The following is an 18,900-nucleotide window of genomic DNA, read 5'->3' as shown; positions in this document are numbered from 1 at the left end:
AGCGTCAACCTCACTTTCCAGCCAGAGACCTCAGTGGTGCGACTGCTGAGGTCATCATGAACACGACGCCTTTATACCGTCAGCTGGCCAACCATTACCTGGACGCCATCCGCAGCGGTACCCTGAAAACCGGCGAGCGCTTTCCTTCGATTCGGTTAATGATGGAGAAACACGCCGTCAGCCTGTCGACTGCCGTGCAAGTTTGTAGAGAACTGGAAGACTACGGTGTGCTGGAAGCGCGGCCTCGCTCGGGCAACTACATTCGCCAGCCCGACACGCCGAGCAAACCCATACCCATCGCCCTGCCCCCGCCGCTGGATACCGAGGTTTATGCGGGCATTCACGAACAAGTGTCATCGGTGCTCAAGGCCAGTCAGCGGGCGACGATCAAAGTCAACCTGGCCAGCGCCTACTGCGCACCACAGCTTTATCCGCTCAAGACGCTGCAGGACAACATGCTCAAAACGTTGCGTCAGAACCCCCATCTGCTCGACACCACGGGTTCGACTTGTGGCCATATCGCGTTGCGCAACATCCTGGCCCGCCGGGCACTGACCAGCAAAACCCACCTCCCCGCCGAGCGCATCGTGATCACCAACGGCGCGACCGAAGCGATCAATCTGGCGTTGCGCGCGGTGACCTGTCCGGGCGATACCGTGGCCGTGGAGTCGCCGACCTTCTACGGTTTGCTGCAAATTCTCGAAAGCCTCAACCTGCAGGTGCGGGAAGTCCCGGCCACGACCCACAGCGGGATCAACTTGCTGGCGCTCGAACAATTGCTGCAAGGCCCCGAACGGATCAAGGCGTTGATCGTTATTCCCAACCTGCACAACCCGTTGGGCAGCATCATGCCTGACGCCAACAAGGCGCGGCTGGTGCAACTTTGTGCCGAGTACCACACCGCGCTGATCGAAGACGACACCTACGGCGACCTGGTGGATACCGAGCAACCGTTGTCCACCCTCAAGCACTGGGACCGCAGCGACAACCTGATCTATTGCGCTTCGCTGAACAAAACCCTGGCACCCGGCGTGCGCCTGGGCTGGATCAGTGCCGGAAAATGGCACGACCGCGTGGAAATGCTCAAGCACACCCAGTCCCGTGGTTGCGAAGCCTTGTCGCAACTGGCGGTCAGTGCGTTCATGGGGACACCGTCCTACGAACGTTACCTGCGTCGCTTGAGAAAAACCCTGGCGCAACAGCGCCAGCACATGAGCGCGGCGATCATGCGCTACTTTCCCCAGGGCACGAGCGTGAACACCCCCCAGGGCGGGACGTTGCTATGGGTGGAGTTGCCTCGGGAGTATTCGTCCATGGCGTTGTTTCACGAGGCCCTGAACGTCGGCATCCTGATTTCCCCTGGGGATATCTTTTCCAATACCGGGCGCTTTGGTCACTTTGTGCGGATCGGGTGTGGGGCGCCGTATTCGCCGCGGGTTGATGAGGCGCTCGCAACGCTCGGCCAACTACTCAAAACCCAAGGCTGACACCGAACTATGTGGGAGCGAGCCTGCTCGCGAAGGCGGTGTATCAGACACATGAAAGTTGAATGTGCTGTCGTCTTCGCGAGCAGGCTCGCTCCCACAGGGGGAAGTGGTCAGGTTGGGGATTGGTGAAGGCAGATGATATGCGGATCATCATTCCAGTGCGGGAAGCGCTCGGCGATCAGGGGGTCATGACCGGGGATGACGTGGTCTTCGCTGTCGGCCAGGCGGTCGATCTCGCTGAAGGCCTCCAGGGTTTGCGCCAGGTCATCAAGAATCGGAAAAGGACTGCGCTCACGGATGTTGACCCACAGGTGCGCGGCATCCGACGCCAGCACGATCCAGCCGCGTGCGGTATTGACTCGCACCACCTGGCTTCCGGGTGTATGACCGCCCACCGCATGCACAGTGATGCCGGGCAGCACTTCAGCCATGCCATTGTGCAAACGCATGCGCCCTTCGAACAACGGTGGCAGCGCCGACATGACGTCCTCGACTTCGTAGGTTTTGTTCACCGTGCGATGGGCCATTTTCGGCCCGGTGCAAAAGCGCAGCTCCGCTTCTTGCAGGTGCACCGTGGCTTTCGGAAACAGTCCCAGGTTGCCGGCATGATCCCAATGCAAATGGGTGAGGATCAGTTGCTCGACCTGCGCCGGATCGATGTCCAGTTGCCGTAGGGATTCTTCCGGCAGGCGATGCATCTGACGGTTGCGACGATCCGCCGTGGCCGGCTGAAAACAGGTGTCGACCACAATCACCTGCTGCTCGTGACGGATCACCCAGAAGTAATAGTCCAGCGGCATCGATGCGTTCGGATCACCGCAGCAGGCATCGTAGAGAAAATTCTCCCGGGCAGTGCGCTGGGCGTTGGCGCCGACACGGATGGCGAATACTTCATACACAGGCATGGACATGGAACCTCCTGGTTCAGGCCGCCGCGGTGGCTTTCAAGGTCGGACGAAAATCGAAGTCGATCTGATCGCTGATACCCAGCTCCTGCGCCAATTTGTGCAAGCCGCTGTAGTCGCGCATGATCGTCGCGTTCTTGTTGCTCTCGCGGGTGTCGGCAATGATCAGTGCGGCGTCCGCCACCCCGAGCTGCGTCAGGATGGCTTCCCACATCGAGTAGTCCTGAGCAACAAAGGCACTCAGCGCCACCGACAAGGTGCGTGCGAAAAATTCCCGCTGCGCCGGCTGCATGTTGGCGAACATCACCTTGGCCACTTCAGCCAACACTTTGCTGTGGGCATATTCGTCACGGTTATGCAGCTCGGCGACGCGACGATTTTGCGGCTGGATACTCTGGTCGTCCGCCAGCAGATCCAGATAAGCATTGACGCTGATCTCGGCCACCACCGCGAAGGTGATTGCCGCCAGGTCTTTCTGCCATTGCTCGGCCAGCGTTTCTCGCAAGGCCAGCAGTCGCAGATAAGTCACTGACGGCGGCAAATCCAGGTCCTGATCGAGCGCACGCTCCAGTTTGGTCCGTTCGATGGCCCGCAGGTGCATGAGCGTATGGTAATGCTCGTCGATCAAGGTTTGCTGCATGGCCTCGCGGAAATGCCAGTCATCCTTGCCCAGGTATTGATTGGCGATGACGCTGAGCGCCGGATTGACCACGTGCTCTTCGGCGGTCACGGTGCGCAGGTTATAGCCGATCCAGCCCCAGGTCACCACGCTGCTCTTGAGTTCATCGCTCAAGGCCTGGAATTTGGGGTGGTGAAAGAACGGCACCATGCGCTCCGGGTAGTCCGGACGCGCCGGGTCGAACACTTCGTCGGCCGACATCTTGTCCGGCGAGCAGACCGTCGCACGCCGGGTCCAGGCCTGATTGAGCCGCACGACCAGTTGATGATCGACCTTGGCGATCTCGATTGCTGTTTGCATGACGCGATACCTGTAGGACGCGTACCCGCTGAGGGGTACGCCGAAGGAATGGAAACGTAAGAATCAGGCCAGCCAGTAGCGGGTCAGGTGGCGCGCCGGGTCAGTGTATCGACTCCGGGCGTGGATCATCCGCCAGTTGTCCCAGATCAGCATGCAGTCGTCGGGAATCAGCACCGGGGTGTTGTGCTCGACGAAGTACGCTTCGCCGAGCACGGCAAACCTGGCCAGCGGCGAGTCGTTGTTGTTGACCTGGGATTGCTGCAAGGCTTGCTTCGACGGGTTCACATCGCCGTAGTGAAACTGGTTGTAGCTGAAGCGGAAAATGTCACCTTCCTCAGTGGGCGTCAGGATGTACTCCTTGACCCGGGTTTGCGCGGGCTCGCCAGGCTTGGCGGTGGCGACGAATTCCACGGGGGTGTCATCCAGCCATTCGCGCAGTTGCGGGTCGCTGCGTTCCAGTGACTGCAAAAACGCGTAACCGTCCACCAGCCCCGTGTGGCCGCCACCGCACGTCGCCTGATGATGGCAATGCAGCGCCAGGTAACGCGGCGGCGGGCCATACACCGGCGCTTCGGTGTGCGGGCCGATGCCGTTCATGCTCTGGGAGTACGGCAGGTCTTCGTAGCCCGGCTTGCGGGTGATGGCGAAGGCGGTCTGCCCGTTGAATTGCGGAATGACCTGACCGAACTCGTGCAGGGTGCCTAGAACGTCGTGGGAAAACTCCCCCGGCGTCAGCACCGTCCAGCCACGGCTCGACAATTCCTCATGGCGATGGCCCAGGGAAACATAAGGTTTGGACGCAACAATCCCTTGATCTGACATGGTGAGGTTCCTGGCGGTTTATCAGGCGTTGACGGTTGAGGTGTAGGCGGCGATCAATTCGCGGCACGCGGTGCCCGGTCGGTACGGCTGTTCATCGATGCTTTGCACAGGGGTGATTTCGGCGGCGGTACCCGTCAGAAAACACTCGTCGAACTCGCCCAGCTGCGTAGGCAAAATCGTGGTTTCGATCACCTGGTAATCCAGGGCCCTGGCCAGCTCGATGACGGTCTGCCGGGTAATCCCGTTGAGGAAACAATCCGGCGTCGGCGTGTACAAAGTCCGACCTTTAACGAAGAACACGTTGGCGCTGGTGGCCTCGGCGACGTGACCGCGCCAGTCGAGCATCAAGGCATCGTGGTAGCCGGTGTTTTCCGCATCGTGCTTGCTCAGTGTGGCGATCTGATAATGCCCCGACGCCTTGGCTTCGAAGGGGCTGCTACTCGGTGGCGGGCGCCGCCACGTAGCGGTTTTCAAGCGAATGCCAGCCATGCGCGCCGCCGGGTCGAAATAGCTCGGCCATTGCCAGCAGGCGATTGCCACATGCACGCGGTTGAAACGCGCCGAGGTGGAAATCATCTCGCTGCCGCGCCACGCCACCGGCCGCAGATAGCCCTCGACCACCTGGTTGCGCTGCAACACTTCATGGCTCGCTGCTTCCAGTTCGAGGGGTTCGAACGGGATGGCAAAATCCATCAGCTGCGCCGAGCGATACAACCGCTCGGTGTGCTCGCGCAGCTTGAAGACCTTGCCGTTGTACACGCGCTCCCCTTCATACACCGTGCTCGCGTAATGCAAGCCATGGGTCAGCACATGCAGGCGCGCCTGGGACCACTCGACAAACTCGCCGTCGAGCCAGATCCATCCTTCGCGTTGATCAAACGGGATACCGCTCATGTCCTTGTCTCCCCAATTCCAAGAATCGTCCTACGCCGTTTGCAGCAACACCGGTATCAATTCCGGCGCCGGTGCCAGCAACAGCTCAGGCTCGGTCTGAAAGAAAAACCCTCGCTCGCCAAAGGCCGGGCGCAACTGGTCGAACCAGGTTGCCTGTGGGTCGAAGCGCGCATAAAAGGTGCGCAATACCCACTGCGGGTCCCGGGCCTGGAGGAACTGCAACACGAAGACTTTTTCCCCGGCGACGGTCTCGATGCCATTGATCAACACCTTGCCGTAGAAGGTGCTCATGGATGGCCCCCGCACCGTGCGCGCCAGCCCGGACACCGTGCGGTACGCCGCCTGGAAAATCTCGAACGCCCGCGCCAGCGGCATCGCGAAGTAATGACTCGGGCCGGTGTCCCGCTCGACGAACATGTAGTACGGCACCGCCCCCAGCCGCACACCTTCGGTCCACAGCTCGGCCCAATCGGCGGGGTTTTCGTTGATGTAGCGGATCACCGGTGCCTGCATGCGCAGGGTGGCACCGGTGGAGCGAATGCGTTCGACGGCTTGCCGGGCGATGGCCTGGCGGATCTCCACCGGGTGGTTGTAGTGCCCCATGATCGACAGGTTTTTCCCCGCCGCGACGATCCGCCGAAACAGTTCGAGCAGCTCGGGCGCGTCCTTGTCACTGACAAATCGCTGTGGCCAATACGCCACGGACTTGGTGCCGATGCGGATATTTTTCAGGTGCGCCAGTTCCAGCAGCGGCTCGATGTATCCGGCCAGCGAACGGCTGTTCATGATCAGCGGATCGCCCCCGGTGATCAGCACATCGGTGACTTCCGTGTGCACCCGCAGGTAACTCACCAACGCCTGGGATTCCCGTGCGTTGAACTTGAGTTCTTCCTCACCGATGAACTGCGCCCAGCGGAAACAGAAGGTGCAATACGCATGACAGGTCTGACCGGCACCGGGGAAAAACAGCACGGTCTCGCGGTATTTGTGCTGAATGCCCGGCAGGATTTTTCCGTCGAGAATGGCGTTGTTATGGGTCAACTGCCCGGCCGGGTGAGGGTTCATGCGCAGCCAGATCGCTTCGATCCGGCGCTTGATGGCCGCCGCATCGTCCTGTTCGATCAGTTGCTTGAGCGAAGCGTACTCGTCCGGCAGCAACATGTCCTTGTGGGGAAAGGTCATGCGGAAAACCGGATCGTCCGGAGTGTTGTTCCAGTCGATCAACGTACCGAGTACGTATTCGTTGGTGCGAAACGGCATGACCCGAGCGACAACCGTCATGGCTTCCTGCAAGGCCGGCGTCAGCTTTTGCCAGTATGGCGTGTCGCGGATGGTGCGTGAGTTATAGGGTTTGTATCTTTCCTGTTCCGACATTCCCTGCATGGCAGCGCTCCTGGTGTTGGCTGGCGACGGTTACTGAACGGCTGGCGCTACGCGCTCTATGTCCATCCAGGCCCGAACACTGTCGCGGTCCCATTGACGGCGCACATAAGTCGCGAGCCGCGCAGGCACCGGATCACCATTGGCGACCAATCGGTTGAGCATGATTGCCAGGTCGGTGTCGGCAATGCTCCAGTCACCGAACAGGTGCTCGGCGCCCTCTTGCAGCAAGCGATCGGCCACAAAGAACAAGCGGTCGACCGCAGCACGGGCTTCGTCGGATAGCGGGTTGTGTTTCTTGCCGAAGTACACCAGGTCAAACGGGCGCTCTTTGCGCACCACCAGCAGGTCGCTGCGCAACCAGGCTTGAAGTTGACGGGCACGGGCGCGTTGCCTGATATCTTGAGGGAACAGCTTTTTATGCCCTGGCGAGAGTTCATCCAGGTATTCGGCGATAGCGGAAGATTCCGACAGCGCAAAACCCTCATGAACTAATGTTGGAACTTTGTTGGTCAGAGAAAGATCTCGATAAGGGGCTTGATAGTTTTCCTTTTCCTTCAAATCCACCGCATGCACACTGAATGAAAGTTGTTTTTCTTTCAACGCCACAAACGCAGACATTGCAAACGCACTGACAAAATCCACACCCACATACAATTGCAGTTTCGTACTTTCCATAGAACGCTCCCTTGCACTAATCACATTAATCCGTTGCATTGGAAGCGATCGTAGTTAGGTGTTTAAACGCTGAACAGATACAGAAATTATCTGTTTCTACGGATACAGAGGATCTAAACGCCAGCGACTGGAAAAGAAAAAAGGGAGCCTGCGAACGCGGGCTCCCTGGAACGGGGTGACGGGAAAAGTTTTGCCTCGCGGGGCGATCAGGCGATGGCGTCCGCAGCACTGAGCTGCGCCATTTGCGGCATGTTGCTCAGGTTAAGCATGGCCAGTGGTTCAGTGGCGCTGGTGTTGACGAAGCCGTGCTCGGTCCAGGCTGGCACCAGCAGCACGTCACCGGGGCCGACGCTCACTGCGTCGGCATCGCCCAGGGTCAACGTGCCACTGCCAGACTGAATGATGAACAGGTGCCACCAGCAATGGGCATGGCCCGTGAGCGTCGAGCCGGGTATCAACCATTGCATGGACACCGCCATGCCTGGCATCAACCTGCAACCTTCGAGGCTGTTGTCGTGGGCCAGCGCAACAATATCGACCTCGCTGGCTGCAAGACTCTGGCGCATGTCCACAAGTTCGTCTTGCTTCCACACCCGCGCACTGCCAGGCGAGCGCTTTAAACTCTGGCGAAAATCTTTATAGGAAAAAAAACCACCCCGAACATTATTCATTCGTGAATTCCAAATGGCTGGCCAATTAAGTCACCAGACACTAGGCGAACAATTGACTACTGTAAAGCCAGGCCACTCATACTTATATAGTCGAAGGCCGCAACGCCGCGATCATATCAACTTCAACAGCGGCATTTTTCGGTAACTGATAAACACCAATGGTGGTTCGTGTATGTTTCCCGGCGTCGCCCAACACATGACTGAAGACATCCGAGGCACCGTTGGCCACTTCACTGAGGTCAACAAAGTCCGCCGTGGATTTCACATACACCGTGACCCGAATCAACGATTTGATCTTATCCAGCGAACCGATGGCATCGACCATCAGCGCCAGACCGCGCATCGCACTGATGCTGGCCGCCGCTTGCGCATCCGCCATGTTGAGGTCCAGCCCGACCCGGCCGGGATAGTGGATTTTGCCGTTCATGCGCGGCACCAGACCGCTGACATACAGTTCATCGTGATGGCGAATCAGCGGCGCGTAATGGCCGCCGGCGGTATTCTCGCCGTAGATGTCATAACCGAATTCCTTGGCCAGGGCGATGAAGCGTTCATCACAGGTCATGTGTTCAATCATTGTCCGAATCCTCTAGATCAATACTGCAAAAAACATCGACCGCTACTTAACCCACGGCCCTGGCGGGCGGTGCCAGGCTCGTGATCCCGACCCTTGATTCAATGGCTTCGGCAAGGCGCAACAGGTCGTTGCTGAGCTGGCCGTAGTGCTCGTTGAACAACACGATGTGGCCGATGAACGAGAAGTTGTCTTTCACCAGTGCACTGACCGAATCACCGACACGCTTGGCGAAAGTGGCTTCCACCAGGTCGATGTGCAGTGCACTGGCCACGGCTTCGATGTCAGGCGTCGAGCGCAATATTCCGCCTGCCGGCGCCCTGAGCAGGCGAATGCCGCAATAGCCACGCGGCACCGGTTCGTGGTGCTCGATCTGGCCTTCCACGGCCCAGCGCACCCAGCGCTCCCACGGGTTGAAATCGACAAAGGCACGTTTGGCCAGGTCCCAGATGTGCATGCCGCCGGGACGCATATTGGTTTCCACGGCCGACGTCAGTTGGTCGGCCCTGTGGAACACTTCGTTGTGCCACGCGCCATTGTTCTCGGACACCAGACCGGCCATGTGCCGGCCGGCAGCCATCAGGCGGGTATGCACGTCTGCCGGTAGCGGTGCAGGCACCACTTGCTGGATCTCGGCGCGATAGGCGCCTTCGGTGGTGGTCTTTTCGGTGACCCAGGTACTCCCGGCCACGCAGTCCCAGCTGTACTCCCGGGCTTCCTGAATCAGTTCTTCGAGGACGATGCCGCCCTCGCGATAAGGTTTGAGCGCCTGCCAGGCTTCATCGCATTCCGACGGGTGCTGGATCACGCGACAGCCGCGGCTCGCGCCTTCGCAGGCTGGCTTGATGAAAGCCTTGCCGCCCAGTTCCACCACACGCTGGCGCAGTTGTGGCAGGCTATCGATCCGCTCGGAAAACACCGGGCGATAGTCTTCTGGCGACGTTGTAGCCGTTGCTTCGAGGTGGCGGAAAATCTGTTTGTCCAGCCCTGCCCGCGCCTCGGCCCGGGTGATGCCAGGCAAGCCGAAATGACTGGCCAGGGCCGCACCGAGCAATACGCCGCGATCAGAAAACGGCAGCACGCCGATCAGTTTCCAGCTGTCGGCGTTCAGGCAACCGACCACCAGCTCAAGTGAGGCTGCCACGTCCTTCTCGGCCAGCGATGTGCTGCAGACGTGATCGGCCACTTGTTCGTCCTGGGGCTGAATCTGCTCGACCAGCAGAATCAGTCGGGCGTTGTAGAGCGACTTGCACAGGTCGCGCAATTTCTGGATGTCGTGCACCCGATTGCCGTTGTATCCGACCACTACTACGCATGATGTCGTATTCATAAAAACCCCGACCTGCAAAGAAAACCGACGCTGCGCTGACTCAGTCCTGCAACGACGCATTGGATTTACGGTTGAGCCAGTACCAGGCCAGGATCCCGCCGGCACCGATGGCGGCCAGCACCAGGGCGTTGTACGGCGCCGGCACGACCCGCATGATCAGGACCGTCAGGCCGGCACCGACGCCCAGGGCCACTTCCTTGACGAACATGTTGTTCTGCTTGACCGAGAAGTAATCGAGGTAGCTGAACGCGCATTCGGCGATGGACAGCAACGCCACCCAGATCAACGCACCGACCAGGGTGTCGACACGGAACGCCGCCGGTGACGACAACACCGCGAAGCCGCCGACGATAATCCCGATCACCGCGACCACCTTGAAGCGCCCGGTGCGCTCGATCAGCTTCATCACCGGCACCTGGGCAAACACCACCACGGCGCTGTTGAGGATCAGCATCAGGCCGTACCACGCCGGCAGTTCGCCGGTCTTGAGCAGGATCGCTTGCGGCAGGATCGAGAACACCCCGAACAACTTGATGCCCATGATGATCCCGGCGATCACCCACGGCAGTTTGTTACGCCAGCCGCTGCCGTCGTGGGTGACCGGGCTCGCCACCACCGGCTGGGTGGTGAAGGTCGCGCCTGCGGCGATCGGCAGGCACAGCAAGACGAATGCCGCCGCACCGAGGAAAAACATCGTCGGGGTCAGCAGTGGCGAGAGCAGAATCAGGCCGGCCAACAGGCTACCCATGTTCATGGCGACACGGTTATACGCCGCACCTTCCTTGGTCTGCGCCGCTTCGCTCTTGATCAGGTAACCGGCAATCGCAATGCCATAGGCAAACAACGCCGCGGCGAACATCACCACGCCCTGGTTGCTGGTGACCGCCAGCAGCACCAGGCCGGCGGCCGCGCACGTCAAGGTGACGCTCAAGGACCGACGACCCAGTACCAACAACGTCAGCGGCAGCAACAACAGCAAGGCTCGATAACCGAGGGCCAGGATGCTGTTGGTCGCGGTGTCGAGCCAGACGTTGGCCTTGCCCAGTACCGCGAACAGCGACACCGCGGTGATGATCCGGATCATGAACAGGCGAATGTTGATCACCGGTTTGGCCACGGCGGCCGATGTTTGAACACTCATGCAACACCTCTGGAACCAGCGATTGTTCAGGCGCCCGGCGCGAACAATCAGGAAAGTCTGTAAGGTGATGGTAGAGAGGGACGCTTGTTTTCATCAGAGCAAGTTCGTATAGAATCAAACGAACTTTACTGCCGGAGAGACCAGTAAAATGCAGGTTCAGCGCGCAGTGATCGCCGCCATCGAGTTCCAGCCGGGAGTGCCGCTGGTTCAGCAGATTGTCGATCAGTTGTCGGTGGCGATCAGCCAGGGCGGCCTCCCGCACGGTTCGCGGTTGCCTCCGATTCGCGAACTCTCCGAGTTGATGAACGTGGGCAAGTCCACGGTGGTGGATGCACTGGACCGCTTGCGGGCCAAGGGTCTGGTGGTTTCACGCCAGGGTTCGGGGCACTACGTGCACCGTTCCAGCACCACGCTCAAGACCGATGCCGGTCCGGACCTGCAACCGCAAGACACCCTCAGCGTGGTCCGCCGTGCGGTGCTGCAGGACACTGGCGCACTGCGCCCTGGCGCCGGTTTCCTGCCCTCCTCGTGGCTGCCGGCCGAAGAACTGCTCAAAGCCGTGCGTGGCACTCTGCGCGCCACCTCCTTGCAAATGGGCGAATACGGCGTCGCCGCCGGTTACCTGCCGTTACGCGAGGCCTTGCAGGTCAAGCTGTCGGCCCTGGGCATCGAAGTGCCCGTGGAGCAGATTGTCACCACCGCCAACACCGTACAGGCCATCGACCTGTTGATGCGCCTGCTGGTCAAACCCGGCGACACGGTGCTGCTCGACGATCCATGCTACTTCACCATGCACACCAATCTGGCGCTGCACGGTGCCAAGGTCATTACCATTGCCCGGGGTGCCGACGGCATGGACATGGAGGCTTTCGAGCAATTGGTGAGTGCCCGTCGTCCCGTGCTCTACATGACCAACAACACCCTGCACAACCCGACCGGCCATTCCTTCTCGCAGGCACAGGTTTATCGTTTGCTGGAAATGAGCCACCGCTATGGTTTCCACATCGTCGAAGACGATTTGTATGGCGACTTGCAGCAACGGCAGACGCCGCGTCTGGCAGCGGGCGGGCTGGACAATGTCAGCTACATTTCAGGTTTCTCCAAGACCCTGACAGCTAACAGTCGCGTCAGCTTTGCAGTGCTTTCGCCACCACTGGCGGCACGGATGATCACCCTGAAAATGGCCTGCGGCGGCATGACGTCGGAGCTGGCGGAACAGATCATCTGCGCGATGCTCAGCGACGGCAGCTACGCCAAACACACACGGCGCACGGTGGACAGGCTCTATGAGTCGAGCAGCCGGGTGAGCCGTTGGTTGATGGAAGCCGGTTGCTCGGTGTCATCGCTGCCCCACGAAGGGCTGTTTATCTGGGCGCAATTGCCCGAAGGCTTTCATGCCGAAACACTGGCCAGGAAAGGCCTGGACATCGACCTGGTACTGGCCCCCGGCACCCTGCTCAGCAAAGCGTCGGACGCCAGCCGATTCCTGCGTTTCAACGTCGCCCACAGCGACAACACCCAGGTGCGCGACCGGTTCTTGCGACTGCTTGAATCCAAGTAAGTAACTGACCACCCCATAACCCTGGGGGAGCGAGCCTGCTCGCGAAGACGGCAACTCGATTCACCAGAAATCCCCCAACAAAAAACCCCGCTCCTTCTCTCAAAGGGCGGGGTTTTTCTTTTCGGCATCCGACGTTTAAGGCGCGTACGTCACCAGCAACTCGGTCGGCACTTTGAAGTCCAGGGACATCGCCACGCTCAACGCGGTAATGGTGAAGATCGAGAACACGAACAGCTTGCGTGCCCAGACCGTGTCATCCACAGCCTTGTAGCCGGTCCAGGCCATGTACAGCCAGTACATGCCCATGGCCGCGGCGACGGCGAGGTAGCTCATGCCGGCGTAGCCGCTGAAGGTCAGCATCAAGGTCGCCACGAGGAAGGCCAGGATGTAGATCAGGATGTGCTTCTTGGCCACTTGAATCCCGCGCTTCACAGGCAGCACCGGAATCGATGCGGCCAGGTAATCGTTGAAGCGGAAGATCGCGATGGCGTAGGAATGCGGCATCTGCCACAGGCTGAACATCACCAGCAGGGTCAGCGCGGCCATGTCGAAGCTGTTGCTGACCGCGACGTAGCCGATCACCGGCGGCATGGCGCCCGACAGGCTGCCCACGAGCGTGCCGTGAACCGACTTGCGCTTGAGGTACAGGCTGTAGAAGCCGACGTAGATGACAAAACCGATCACCGCGAACAGCGCGGCCAACGGGTTGGCCACCGTGTACAGCAACGCCACGCCGGCGACACCCAGGACGGTCGCATAGGCCAGGGCCAGTTTCAGGGAGATAAGGCCCTGGACCAGCACCCGGTTCTTGGTGCGTTCCATCTTCAGGTCGATGTCGCGGTCGATGCAGTTGTTGAACACGCAACCGGAGGCGACCACCAGGGACGTGCCGATCATGGCGGCCAGGAAGATGGCCAGATCGACATGCCCTTTGGAGGCCAGGAAGAATCCGCCTGCCACAGAAAGCACGTTACCGAAAATGATCCCCGGTTTGGTGATTTGGATAAAGTGCTTAAAGGACATCCGGACTTACCTCACTTCGCCATCATGAACGTGTGGATGCTGAACATGATCCAGATCGACAGGCCAACCAGCAGCAGGATCACGATGGCCGTAAAGACAAACGCAATCACGTTGTTACGCTGAGCCACGGAGCGATCCAGGTGCAGGAAGTAATACAGGTGAACAATCACCTGGATCACTGCGAACAGCAGGACAATTGCCAGTGTCGTGGCCTTCGGCAGGCTCGGGTACATCACCAGGCCGAACGGGATGATGGTCAGGATCACCGACAGGATGAAGCCGATGGCGTACGACTTTACGCTGCCGTGGCCAGCATCATGGCTGTCATGGGAGTGTGCATTAGCCATTACAGAGTCCCCATCAGGTAGACGACGGTGAAGACGCAGATCCAGACCACGTCCAGGAAGTGCCAGAACAGGCTCAGGCAGCTCAGGCGGGTCTTGTTGGTCGACGTCAGGCCATGTTTGTTGACCTGGTACATCATGATGCCCATCCAGATCAGACCTGCGGATACGTGCAGACCGTGGGTACCGACCAGGGTGAAGAACGCCGACAGGAAGCCGGAACGGCTAGGACCGAAGCCCTCGGAGATCAGCAAGTGGAACTCGTTGATCTCCATGGCGATGAAGCCGGCGCCGAGCAGGAAGGTCATGAACAGCCAAGCCAGAACCTGCTGCTTCTTGCCTTTGTACAACGCCAGCATGGCGAAGCCGTAGGTGATCGAACTGAACAGCAGCAGAGCGGTTTCGCCCAGCACGTATGGCAGTTCGAAGATGTCGTGGCCCGACGGGCCACCCGCTACGTTGTTAACCAGTACCGCGTACACCGCGAAGATCGACGCAAACAGAATGCAGTCGGTCATCAGGTAGAGCCAGAAACCGTATACGGTCATCTCGCCCGAGTCGTGGTGGTGGTCATCGTGCCCGTGGTCATGACCATGGGCGTGTCCAGCATTGGTCACTAAGTTCGACATGGTTTAAGCCTGTTCCAACGAGGTTTCAACACGGGTGGCGGTGGCTGGGACTTTCCCGGCCGCTACCAGACGCTTGTGCTGCTCGGCTTCGATGCGCTCGATCACGTCGACCGGCACCATATAGCCTTGATCATCACGGGCCGCGTGGATCACGAAATAGATCACGGTGCCGGCCAGGCTAGCGATTGCCAGCCACCAGATGTGCCAGATCATCGCGAAACCGAACACGGTCAACAGAGCACCCATGACCAGGCCGGTCGCGGTGTTGTTCGGCATGTGGATCGGTTGGTACTTGGCCGGAGCCTTGTACGCGGTACCGTTTTCCTTGGCTTCGGTGAACGGGTCGATCACGTCGGCTTTGGGCAGCACGGCGAAGTTGTAGAACGGAGGTGGCGACGAGGTCGACCATTCCAGGGTATGGGCATTCCACGGGTCGCCGTGTTCGCACATGTTTTCTGGCTTCTTGCGGTCACGCACACTCACGTAGAGCTGGATCAGCTGGCAAGCGATACCCACGGCGATCATCACCGCACCGAACATGGCAACGTACAGGTACGGTACCCACTCAGGGTTGGTGGTGGCGTTCAGACGACGGGTCATGCCCATGAAGCCCAGTGCATAGAGCGGCATGAAGGCGACGAAGAAGCCCGAGATCCAGAACCAGAACGCTGCTTTACCCCAGCCTTCGTGCAGCTTGAAGCCGAACGCTTTCGGGAAGTAGAAGCCGAAGCCTGCGATGTAACCGAATACCGCGCCGCCGATGATCACGTTGTGGAAGTGCGCGATCACGAACAGGCTGTTGTGCAAAACGAAGTCCGCACCCGGAATGGCCAGCAGTACGCCGGTCATGCCGCCGATGGCGAAGGTCACCATGAAGCCCAGGGTCCAGAGAACCTGGCTGGTGAAGCGCAGACGGCCCTGGTAGATGGTGAACAGCCAGTTGAACAGTTTCACACCCGTCGGGATGGAAATCAGCATCGTCGCCAGACCGAAGAAGGCGTTGACACTGGCACCCGAACCCATGGTGAAGAAGTGGTGCAGCCACACCATGAAGCCCAGGACCGAGATCGCGCCCGATGCGTAGATCATCGAGTGGTGGCCGAACAGTTTCTTGCCCGAGAAAGTCGAGATGACTTCGGAGAAGATACCGAACGCCGGCAGGATCAGGATGTAAACCTCGGGGTGACCCCAAGCCCAGAACAGGTTGACGTACATCATCGGATTGCCACCAAGTTCATTGGTGAAAATGTGGAAATCCATGTAACGGTCAAGCGTCAGCAATGCCAGGGTAGCGGTCAGGATCGGGAACGAAGCCACGATCAGGACGTTGGCCCAGGTGCAGGTCCAGGTGAAGATCGGCATGTCCATCAGTTTCATGCCAGGGGTACGCATTTTCAGCACGGTGGCCAGGAAGTTGACCCCCGTCAGCGTTGTCCCCAGACCCGATAGCTGCAGCGCCCAGATGTAGTAGTCCATCCCCACGCCAGGACTGTATTGCAGGCCCGACAGCGGCGGATAGGCAACCCAACCGGTCTTGGCGAATTCGCCGACGCCCAGGGACAAGTTGATCAGCACCACGCCGGAAACCAGCAGCCAGAAGCTCAGGGAGTTCAGGAACGGGTAGGCAACGTCACGCGCGCCAATCTGCAGCGGCACTGCAAGGTTCATCAGGCCGGTGAAGAATGGCATCGCCATGAAGATGATCATGATCACACCGTGAGCGGTGAAGATCTGGTCATAGTGTTCAGGTGGCAGGTAGCCAGGCGAACCTTCGGTGGCCATGGCCAACTGGGTACGCATCATGATGGCGTCGGCGAAGCCGCGCAGCAGCATGACCATGGCGACGATGATGTACATCACGCCGATTTTCTTGTGGTCGACCGACGTCAGCCACTCGGTCCACAGGTAGGTCCACTTCTTGAAGTAGGTGATTGCAGCGAACAGTGCCACACCGCCGAGCGCGATCATGGCGATGGTCACCATTACGATCGGCTCGTGGAACGGGACCGCTTCCCAACTTAATTTACCAAACATCGTTTACTCCTCTGCCCCGGCAGCTGAATGCGAGTTCATGTCCGTAGCGGCCACTTCTTTCTCTTTCTTCTCGTGCTTGACCTTAGGACCCGGTTTCATGCCCTCGTACTTGTCGACGATGGTCTGGAACAGGTTCGGCGTAACCGAGGAGTAGAGCTCGACTGGGTTGTTCTGGCTCTGCTTGGCAAGAGCTGCGTATTCAGCCTGTTCAAGCTTTTTAGGTGCCTTTTTGACTTCACTGACCCAGGCGTCGAATTCTTCCTGGGTCGTTGCGGTCGCTTTGAATTTCATACCGGTGAAACCGGCGCCGCTGTAGTTGGCGGAGATACCGTCCATTTCAGCGTTCTCGTTGGCAATCAGGTGCAGCTTGGTCTGCATGCCCGCCATCGCGTAGATCTGGCCGCCCAGGGCCGGGATGAAGAACGAGTTCATCACCGCGTCCGAAGTGATCCGGAAATTGATTGGCGTGTGCGCCGGGAACACGATCTTGTTGACCGTGGCAATGCCTTGTTCCGGGTAGATGAACAGCCACTTCCAGTCCAGCGCGACCACTTCGATGGTCACAGGCTTGACGTCGGATTCCAGCGGCTTGTATGGGTCCAGGGCGTGGGTCGACTTGTAGGTGATGTAACCCAGGGCAATGATGATCAGCACCGGAACAGTCCACACCGCGATCTCGATCTTGGTGGAGTGGTTCCATTTCGGCGTGTAGGTCGCGCTGGTGTTGGAGGCGCGGTACTTCCAGGCGAACAGGAAGGTCATGATGATGACCGGAATCACGACCAACAGCATCAGCAGCGTTGCGGTGATGATCAGGTTTCGCTCATCCAGGCCAACCTGGCCCTTGGGATTGAGCAAGGTCATGTTGCAGCCTGACAGCAACAACGTGCCGATCAGCGGCAATAAGCCTAGTAGTCTGGGGTACCTGTTTTTACTCATCTCACGACCTCTAAAGCAGCTTGCGCAATGCAGTTGGGTTTTGATCGCCAACACTTCACCCTGCCAAGGGTTGGCATTTTTCTTGGATTGAATAAGGGCTGCCCGTCGAGCGTCAGACGCGGTTCGACAAATCCTGGGCCAGCGTTGAGTTCTTATTCGAATTCGTGGTCAAAGGCCTTGTTACAGACCAATTCCATTTGGTGCGGAAAGTTGGAGGCACCGACACCTGGGAGTCGCATGAAGCCGCCCGGCCTCTCGACGCCCTGTTCCTGCTCAAGCACCTGTGGGTGTGAGCAGCGCCGGGAATTCAGTGCGGGCGATTGTAGTTATGTAGCGTTTTTTAAACCATGTCTCATCCCGAAATAATTTATATCCCGAGCCGCAACAATCCTTCGCGGAACTCGTAAAAGTCGCGCATGTTATCGAAATTGATTCTCAACAAAAACACCAAAAATAGTAGGCCTTCCACCGGCAATTCAGACAGTATCGTGGGTGCGACAGCCTGTCAGGATCCTGCCCAAGCCCCCATATCGCGGGGGCTCTGGCAAATCGCCAGCTCCTGTTAAAACTGCCTGCTGCAGCCTGATGAGGGTAAAACAAACTGTTTGAAAAACAGGCCAATTTCGTTGCGTGGTCTAGCACCAATCCAGCGCCTTGAAAGCCGGTGCGACACTCAAGATGTGACAACATGTCGCACACTTGTCGCACCCTTCGTTGCCGCACATCACGGTCTTTTTACTTTCCCTCTGCAAATGCAAAAACGCCCCGTTCCTTTGTTCAAGGACCGGGGCGTTTTTCATTCACGCCGGCGTTGTCGCCGATGACCTCAGCGCAGCGCTTTGCGGTTACGCACGGTGAGCAGCGGTACCAGCACCACCACCAGTACGAAGGCGACCAACGCCCACTGCGCCAGCGACAAACCGAGGATCGGCGGGTATGGCGTAGAGCAGAAGCCGTCAACCTGGAAGCCCAGCGGGAAGATCTTCGCCAGCGGCAAGCCATCGACAATCGGCTGCAGCACATCGACACCGCAACTCACCGCCGGATAGAACTGCGTGTAGACGTGATGCCCTGCCACACCGACACCAGCCAGCGCGCAGATCACCACCAGGGTTTCAAACACCGTGATGCTGCGACGACTGTGCATGGCCGCACCGACAAAGGCGAAGATCGCGATCAACAGCAAGGCATAACGTTGCAGGATACACAGCGGGCAAGGCGCCTCGCCCAGCACGATTTGCATGTACAGCGCACCGCCGATCAGCGCCAGGCAGATGATGCCCAGCAATACCAGATAGCGCCGTTCACGCCCCAACCGCATTGTTTCCTCGCTCATCGCGTTTCCCTTAAAAATATCGATTGCCGCCAGTCTACACGCTGAGTTTGCTCTTGGAGAGCCTGGCGCGTAATGGAGGATGTCGGGGGGGAATAGACGATAGGCGGGTTAAGAAGGGATTAACTTTCGAGCGGTTTTCACCATATGAAACCGTGGTGCGGCATTCGCGAGCA

The 18,900-nt window shown here is 59.0% G+C and carries 18 protein-coding genes; 2 read left to right on the top strand and 16 right to left on the bottom strand.

Annotated features, from left to right (window positions below; genetic code table 11):
- The first annotated feature begins 56 nt into the window (after nt 1–56).
- The gene (locus AC07ZE_RS05375) at nt 57–1,487 is read left to right on the top strand and encodes an aminotransferase-like domain-containing protein (protein ID WP_207262077.1); all 1,431 of its coding nucleotides are present in this window, start codon (nt 57–59) and stop codon (nt 1,485–1,487) included.
- A 110-nt stretch (nt 1,488–1,597) separates the two neighbouring features.
- Here AC07ZE_RS05375 and AC07ZE_RS05370 read toward each other — a convergent pair whose 3' ends face one another.
- The 10 genes from AC07ZE_RS05370 to AC07ZE_RS05325 all read right to left on the bottom strand — a co-directional run bounded on the left by AC07ZE_RS05370 (nt 1,598) and on the right by AC07ZE_RS05325 (nt 10,861).
- On the bottom strand, nt 1,598–2,398 hold the full coding sequence (locus AC07ZE_RS05370; RefSeq protein ID WP_207262075.1) for an N-acyl homoserine lactonase family protein: 801 nt from the start codon (nt 2,396–2,398) through the stop codon (nt 1,598–1,600).
- A 13-nt stretch (nt 2,399–2,411) separates the two neighbouring features.
- Complete coding sequence (locus tag AC07ZE_RS05365) at nt 2,412–3,371, bottom strand: diiron oxygenase (protein WP_207262073.1); 960 nt, start codon at nt 3,369–3,371, stop codon at nt 2,412–2,414.
- 63 nt (nt 3,372–3,434) lie between these two features.
- Nucleotides 3,435–4,193, bottom strand: a complete 759-nt coding sequence (locus tag AC07ZE_RS05360; protein WP_207262071.1) for a TauD/TfdA family dioxygenase — start codon at nt 4,191–4,193, stop codon at nt 3,435–3,437.
- Between the two features lie 21 nt (nt 4,194–4,214).
- Nucleotides 4,215–5,087 (bottom strand): branched-chain amino acid aminotransferase, encoded by an 873-nt coding sequence (locus AC07ZE_RS05355; RefSeq protein ID WP_207262062.1) that lies wholly within the window; start codon nt 5,085–5,087, stop codon nt 4,215–4,217.
- Nucleotides 5,088–5,117: 30 nt separating this feature from the next.
- A complete protein-coding gene (locus AC07ZE_RS05350) occupies nt 5,118–6,470 on the bottom strand; it encodes a KamA family radical SAM protein (protein ID WP_207262060.1) in 1,353 nt (450 codons plus the stop codon).
- Between the two features lie 30 nt (nt 6,471–6,500).
- Nucleotides 6,501–7,145 (bottom strand): glutathione transferase, encoded by a 645-nt coding sequence (gene yfcF / locus AC07ZE_RS05345; protein ID WP_207262058.1) that lies wholly within the window; start codon nt 7,143–7,145, stop codon nt 6,501–6,503.
- Nucleotides 7,146–7,351: 206 nt separating this feature from the next.
- Nucleotides 7,352–7,816: a cupin domain-containing protein gene (locus tag AC07ZE_RS05340; RefSeq protein ID WP_207262056.1), complete on the bottom strand. Its 465-nt coding sequence runs from the start codon at nt 7,814–7,816 to the stop codon at nt 7,352–7,354.
- An 82-nt stretch (nt 7,817–7,898) separates the two neighbouring features.
- Entirely contained in the window at nt 7,899–8,393 is a 495-nt protein-coding gene (locus AC07ZE_RS05335) for a RidA family protein (RefSeq protein ID WP_137804856.1), read from the bottom strand.
- A gap of 46 nt (nt 8,394–8,439) precedes the next feature.
- The gene (locus tag AC07ZE_RS05330) at nt 8,440–9,720 is read right to left on the bottom strand and encodes an ATP-grasp domain-containing protein (protein WP_207262054.1); all 1,281 of its coding nucleotides are present in this window, start codon (nt 9,718–9,720) and stop codon (nt 8,440–8,442) included.
- Between the two features lie 40 nt (nt 9,721–9,760).
- Nucleotides 9,761–10,861: an MFS transporter gene (locus AC07ZE_RS05325; protein ID WP_207262045.1), complete on the bottom strand. Its 1,101-nt coding sequence runs from the start codon at nt 10,859–10,861 to the stop codon at nt 9,761–9,763.
- Between the two features lie 148 nt (nt 10,862–11,009).
- On the opposite strand from AC07ZE_RS05325, the gene AC07ZE_RS05320 reads away from it, so the two are divergent.
- Nucleotides 11,010–12,422 carry an aminotransferase-like domain-containing protein gene (locus AC07ZE_RS05320; RefSeq protein ID WP_207262043.1) on the top strand — a complete coding sequence of 471 codons (1,413 nt, stop codon included), beginning with the start codon at nt 11,010–11,012 and terminating at the stop codon, nt 12,420–12,422.
- 135 nt (nt 12,423–12,557) lie between these two features.
- On the opposite strand, the gene cyoE is transcribed toward AC07ZE_RS05320, so the two are convergent.
- The 6 genes from cyoE to AC07ZE_RS05290 form a co-directional block, all read right to left on the bottom strand.
- Nucleotides 12,558–13,445, bottom strand: coding sequence for a heme o synthase (cyoE, locus tag AC07ZE_RS05315; protein ID WP_207262041.1), 888 nt, complete (start codon nt 13,443–13,445; stop codon nt 12,558–12,560).
- Nucleotides 13,446–13,456: 11 nt separating this feature from the next.
- The gene (cyoD, locus tag AC07ZE_RS05310) at nt 13,457–13,792 is read right to left on the bottom strand and encodes a cytochrome o ubiquinol oxidase subunit IV (RefSeq protein ID WP_207262031.1); all 336 of its coding nucleotides are present in this window, start codon (nt 13,790–13,792) and stop codon (nt 13,457–13,459) included.
- The gene (locus AC07ZE_RS05305) at nt 13,792–14,418 is read right to left on the bottom strand and encodes a cytochrome o ubiquinol oxidase subunit III (protein ID WP_207262030.1); all 627 of its coding nucleotides are present in this window, start codon (nt 14,416–14,418) and stop codon (nt 13,792–13,794) included. The genes cyoD and AC07ZE_RS05305 overlap by 1 nt, the downstream gene beginning before the upstream one ends.
- Nucleotides 14,419–14,421: 3 nt before the next feature.
- Nucleotides 14,422–16,452 (bottom strand): cytochrome o ubiquinol oxidase subunit I, encoded by a 2,031-nt coding sequence (gene cyoB, locus AC07ZE_RS05300; RefSeq protein WP_207262022.1) that lies wholly within the window; start codon nt 16,450–16,452, stop codon nt 14,422–14,424.
- 3 nt (nt 16,453–16,455) lie between these two features.
- Nucleotides 16,456–17,391 carry a ubiquinol oxidase subunit II gene (cyoA, locus tag AC07ZE_RS05295; RefSeq protein WP_095193830.1) on the bottom strand — a complete coding sequence of 312 codons (936 nt, stop codon included), beginning with the start codon at nt 17,389–17,391 and terminating at the stop codon, nt 16,456–16,458.
- An 826-nt stretch (nt 17,392–18,217) separates the two neighbouring features.
- On the bottom strand, nt 18,218–18,727 hold the full coding sequence (locus tag AC07ZE_RS05290; protein ID WP_095193831.1) for a disulfide bond formation protein B: 510 nt from the start codon (nt 18,725–18,727) through the stop codon (nt 18,218–18,220).
- Nucleotides 18,728–18,900: the final 173 nt, after the last annotated feature.

The organism is Pseudomonas sp. GW101-3H06 (genome assembly GCF_059424605.1).
The sequence above is the reverse complement of the archived record's forward strand: the minus strand, read 5'-3'. Positions and strand labels throughout refer to the sequence as shown.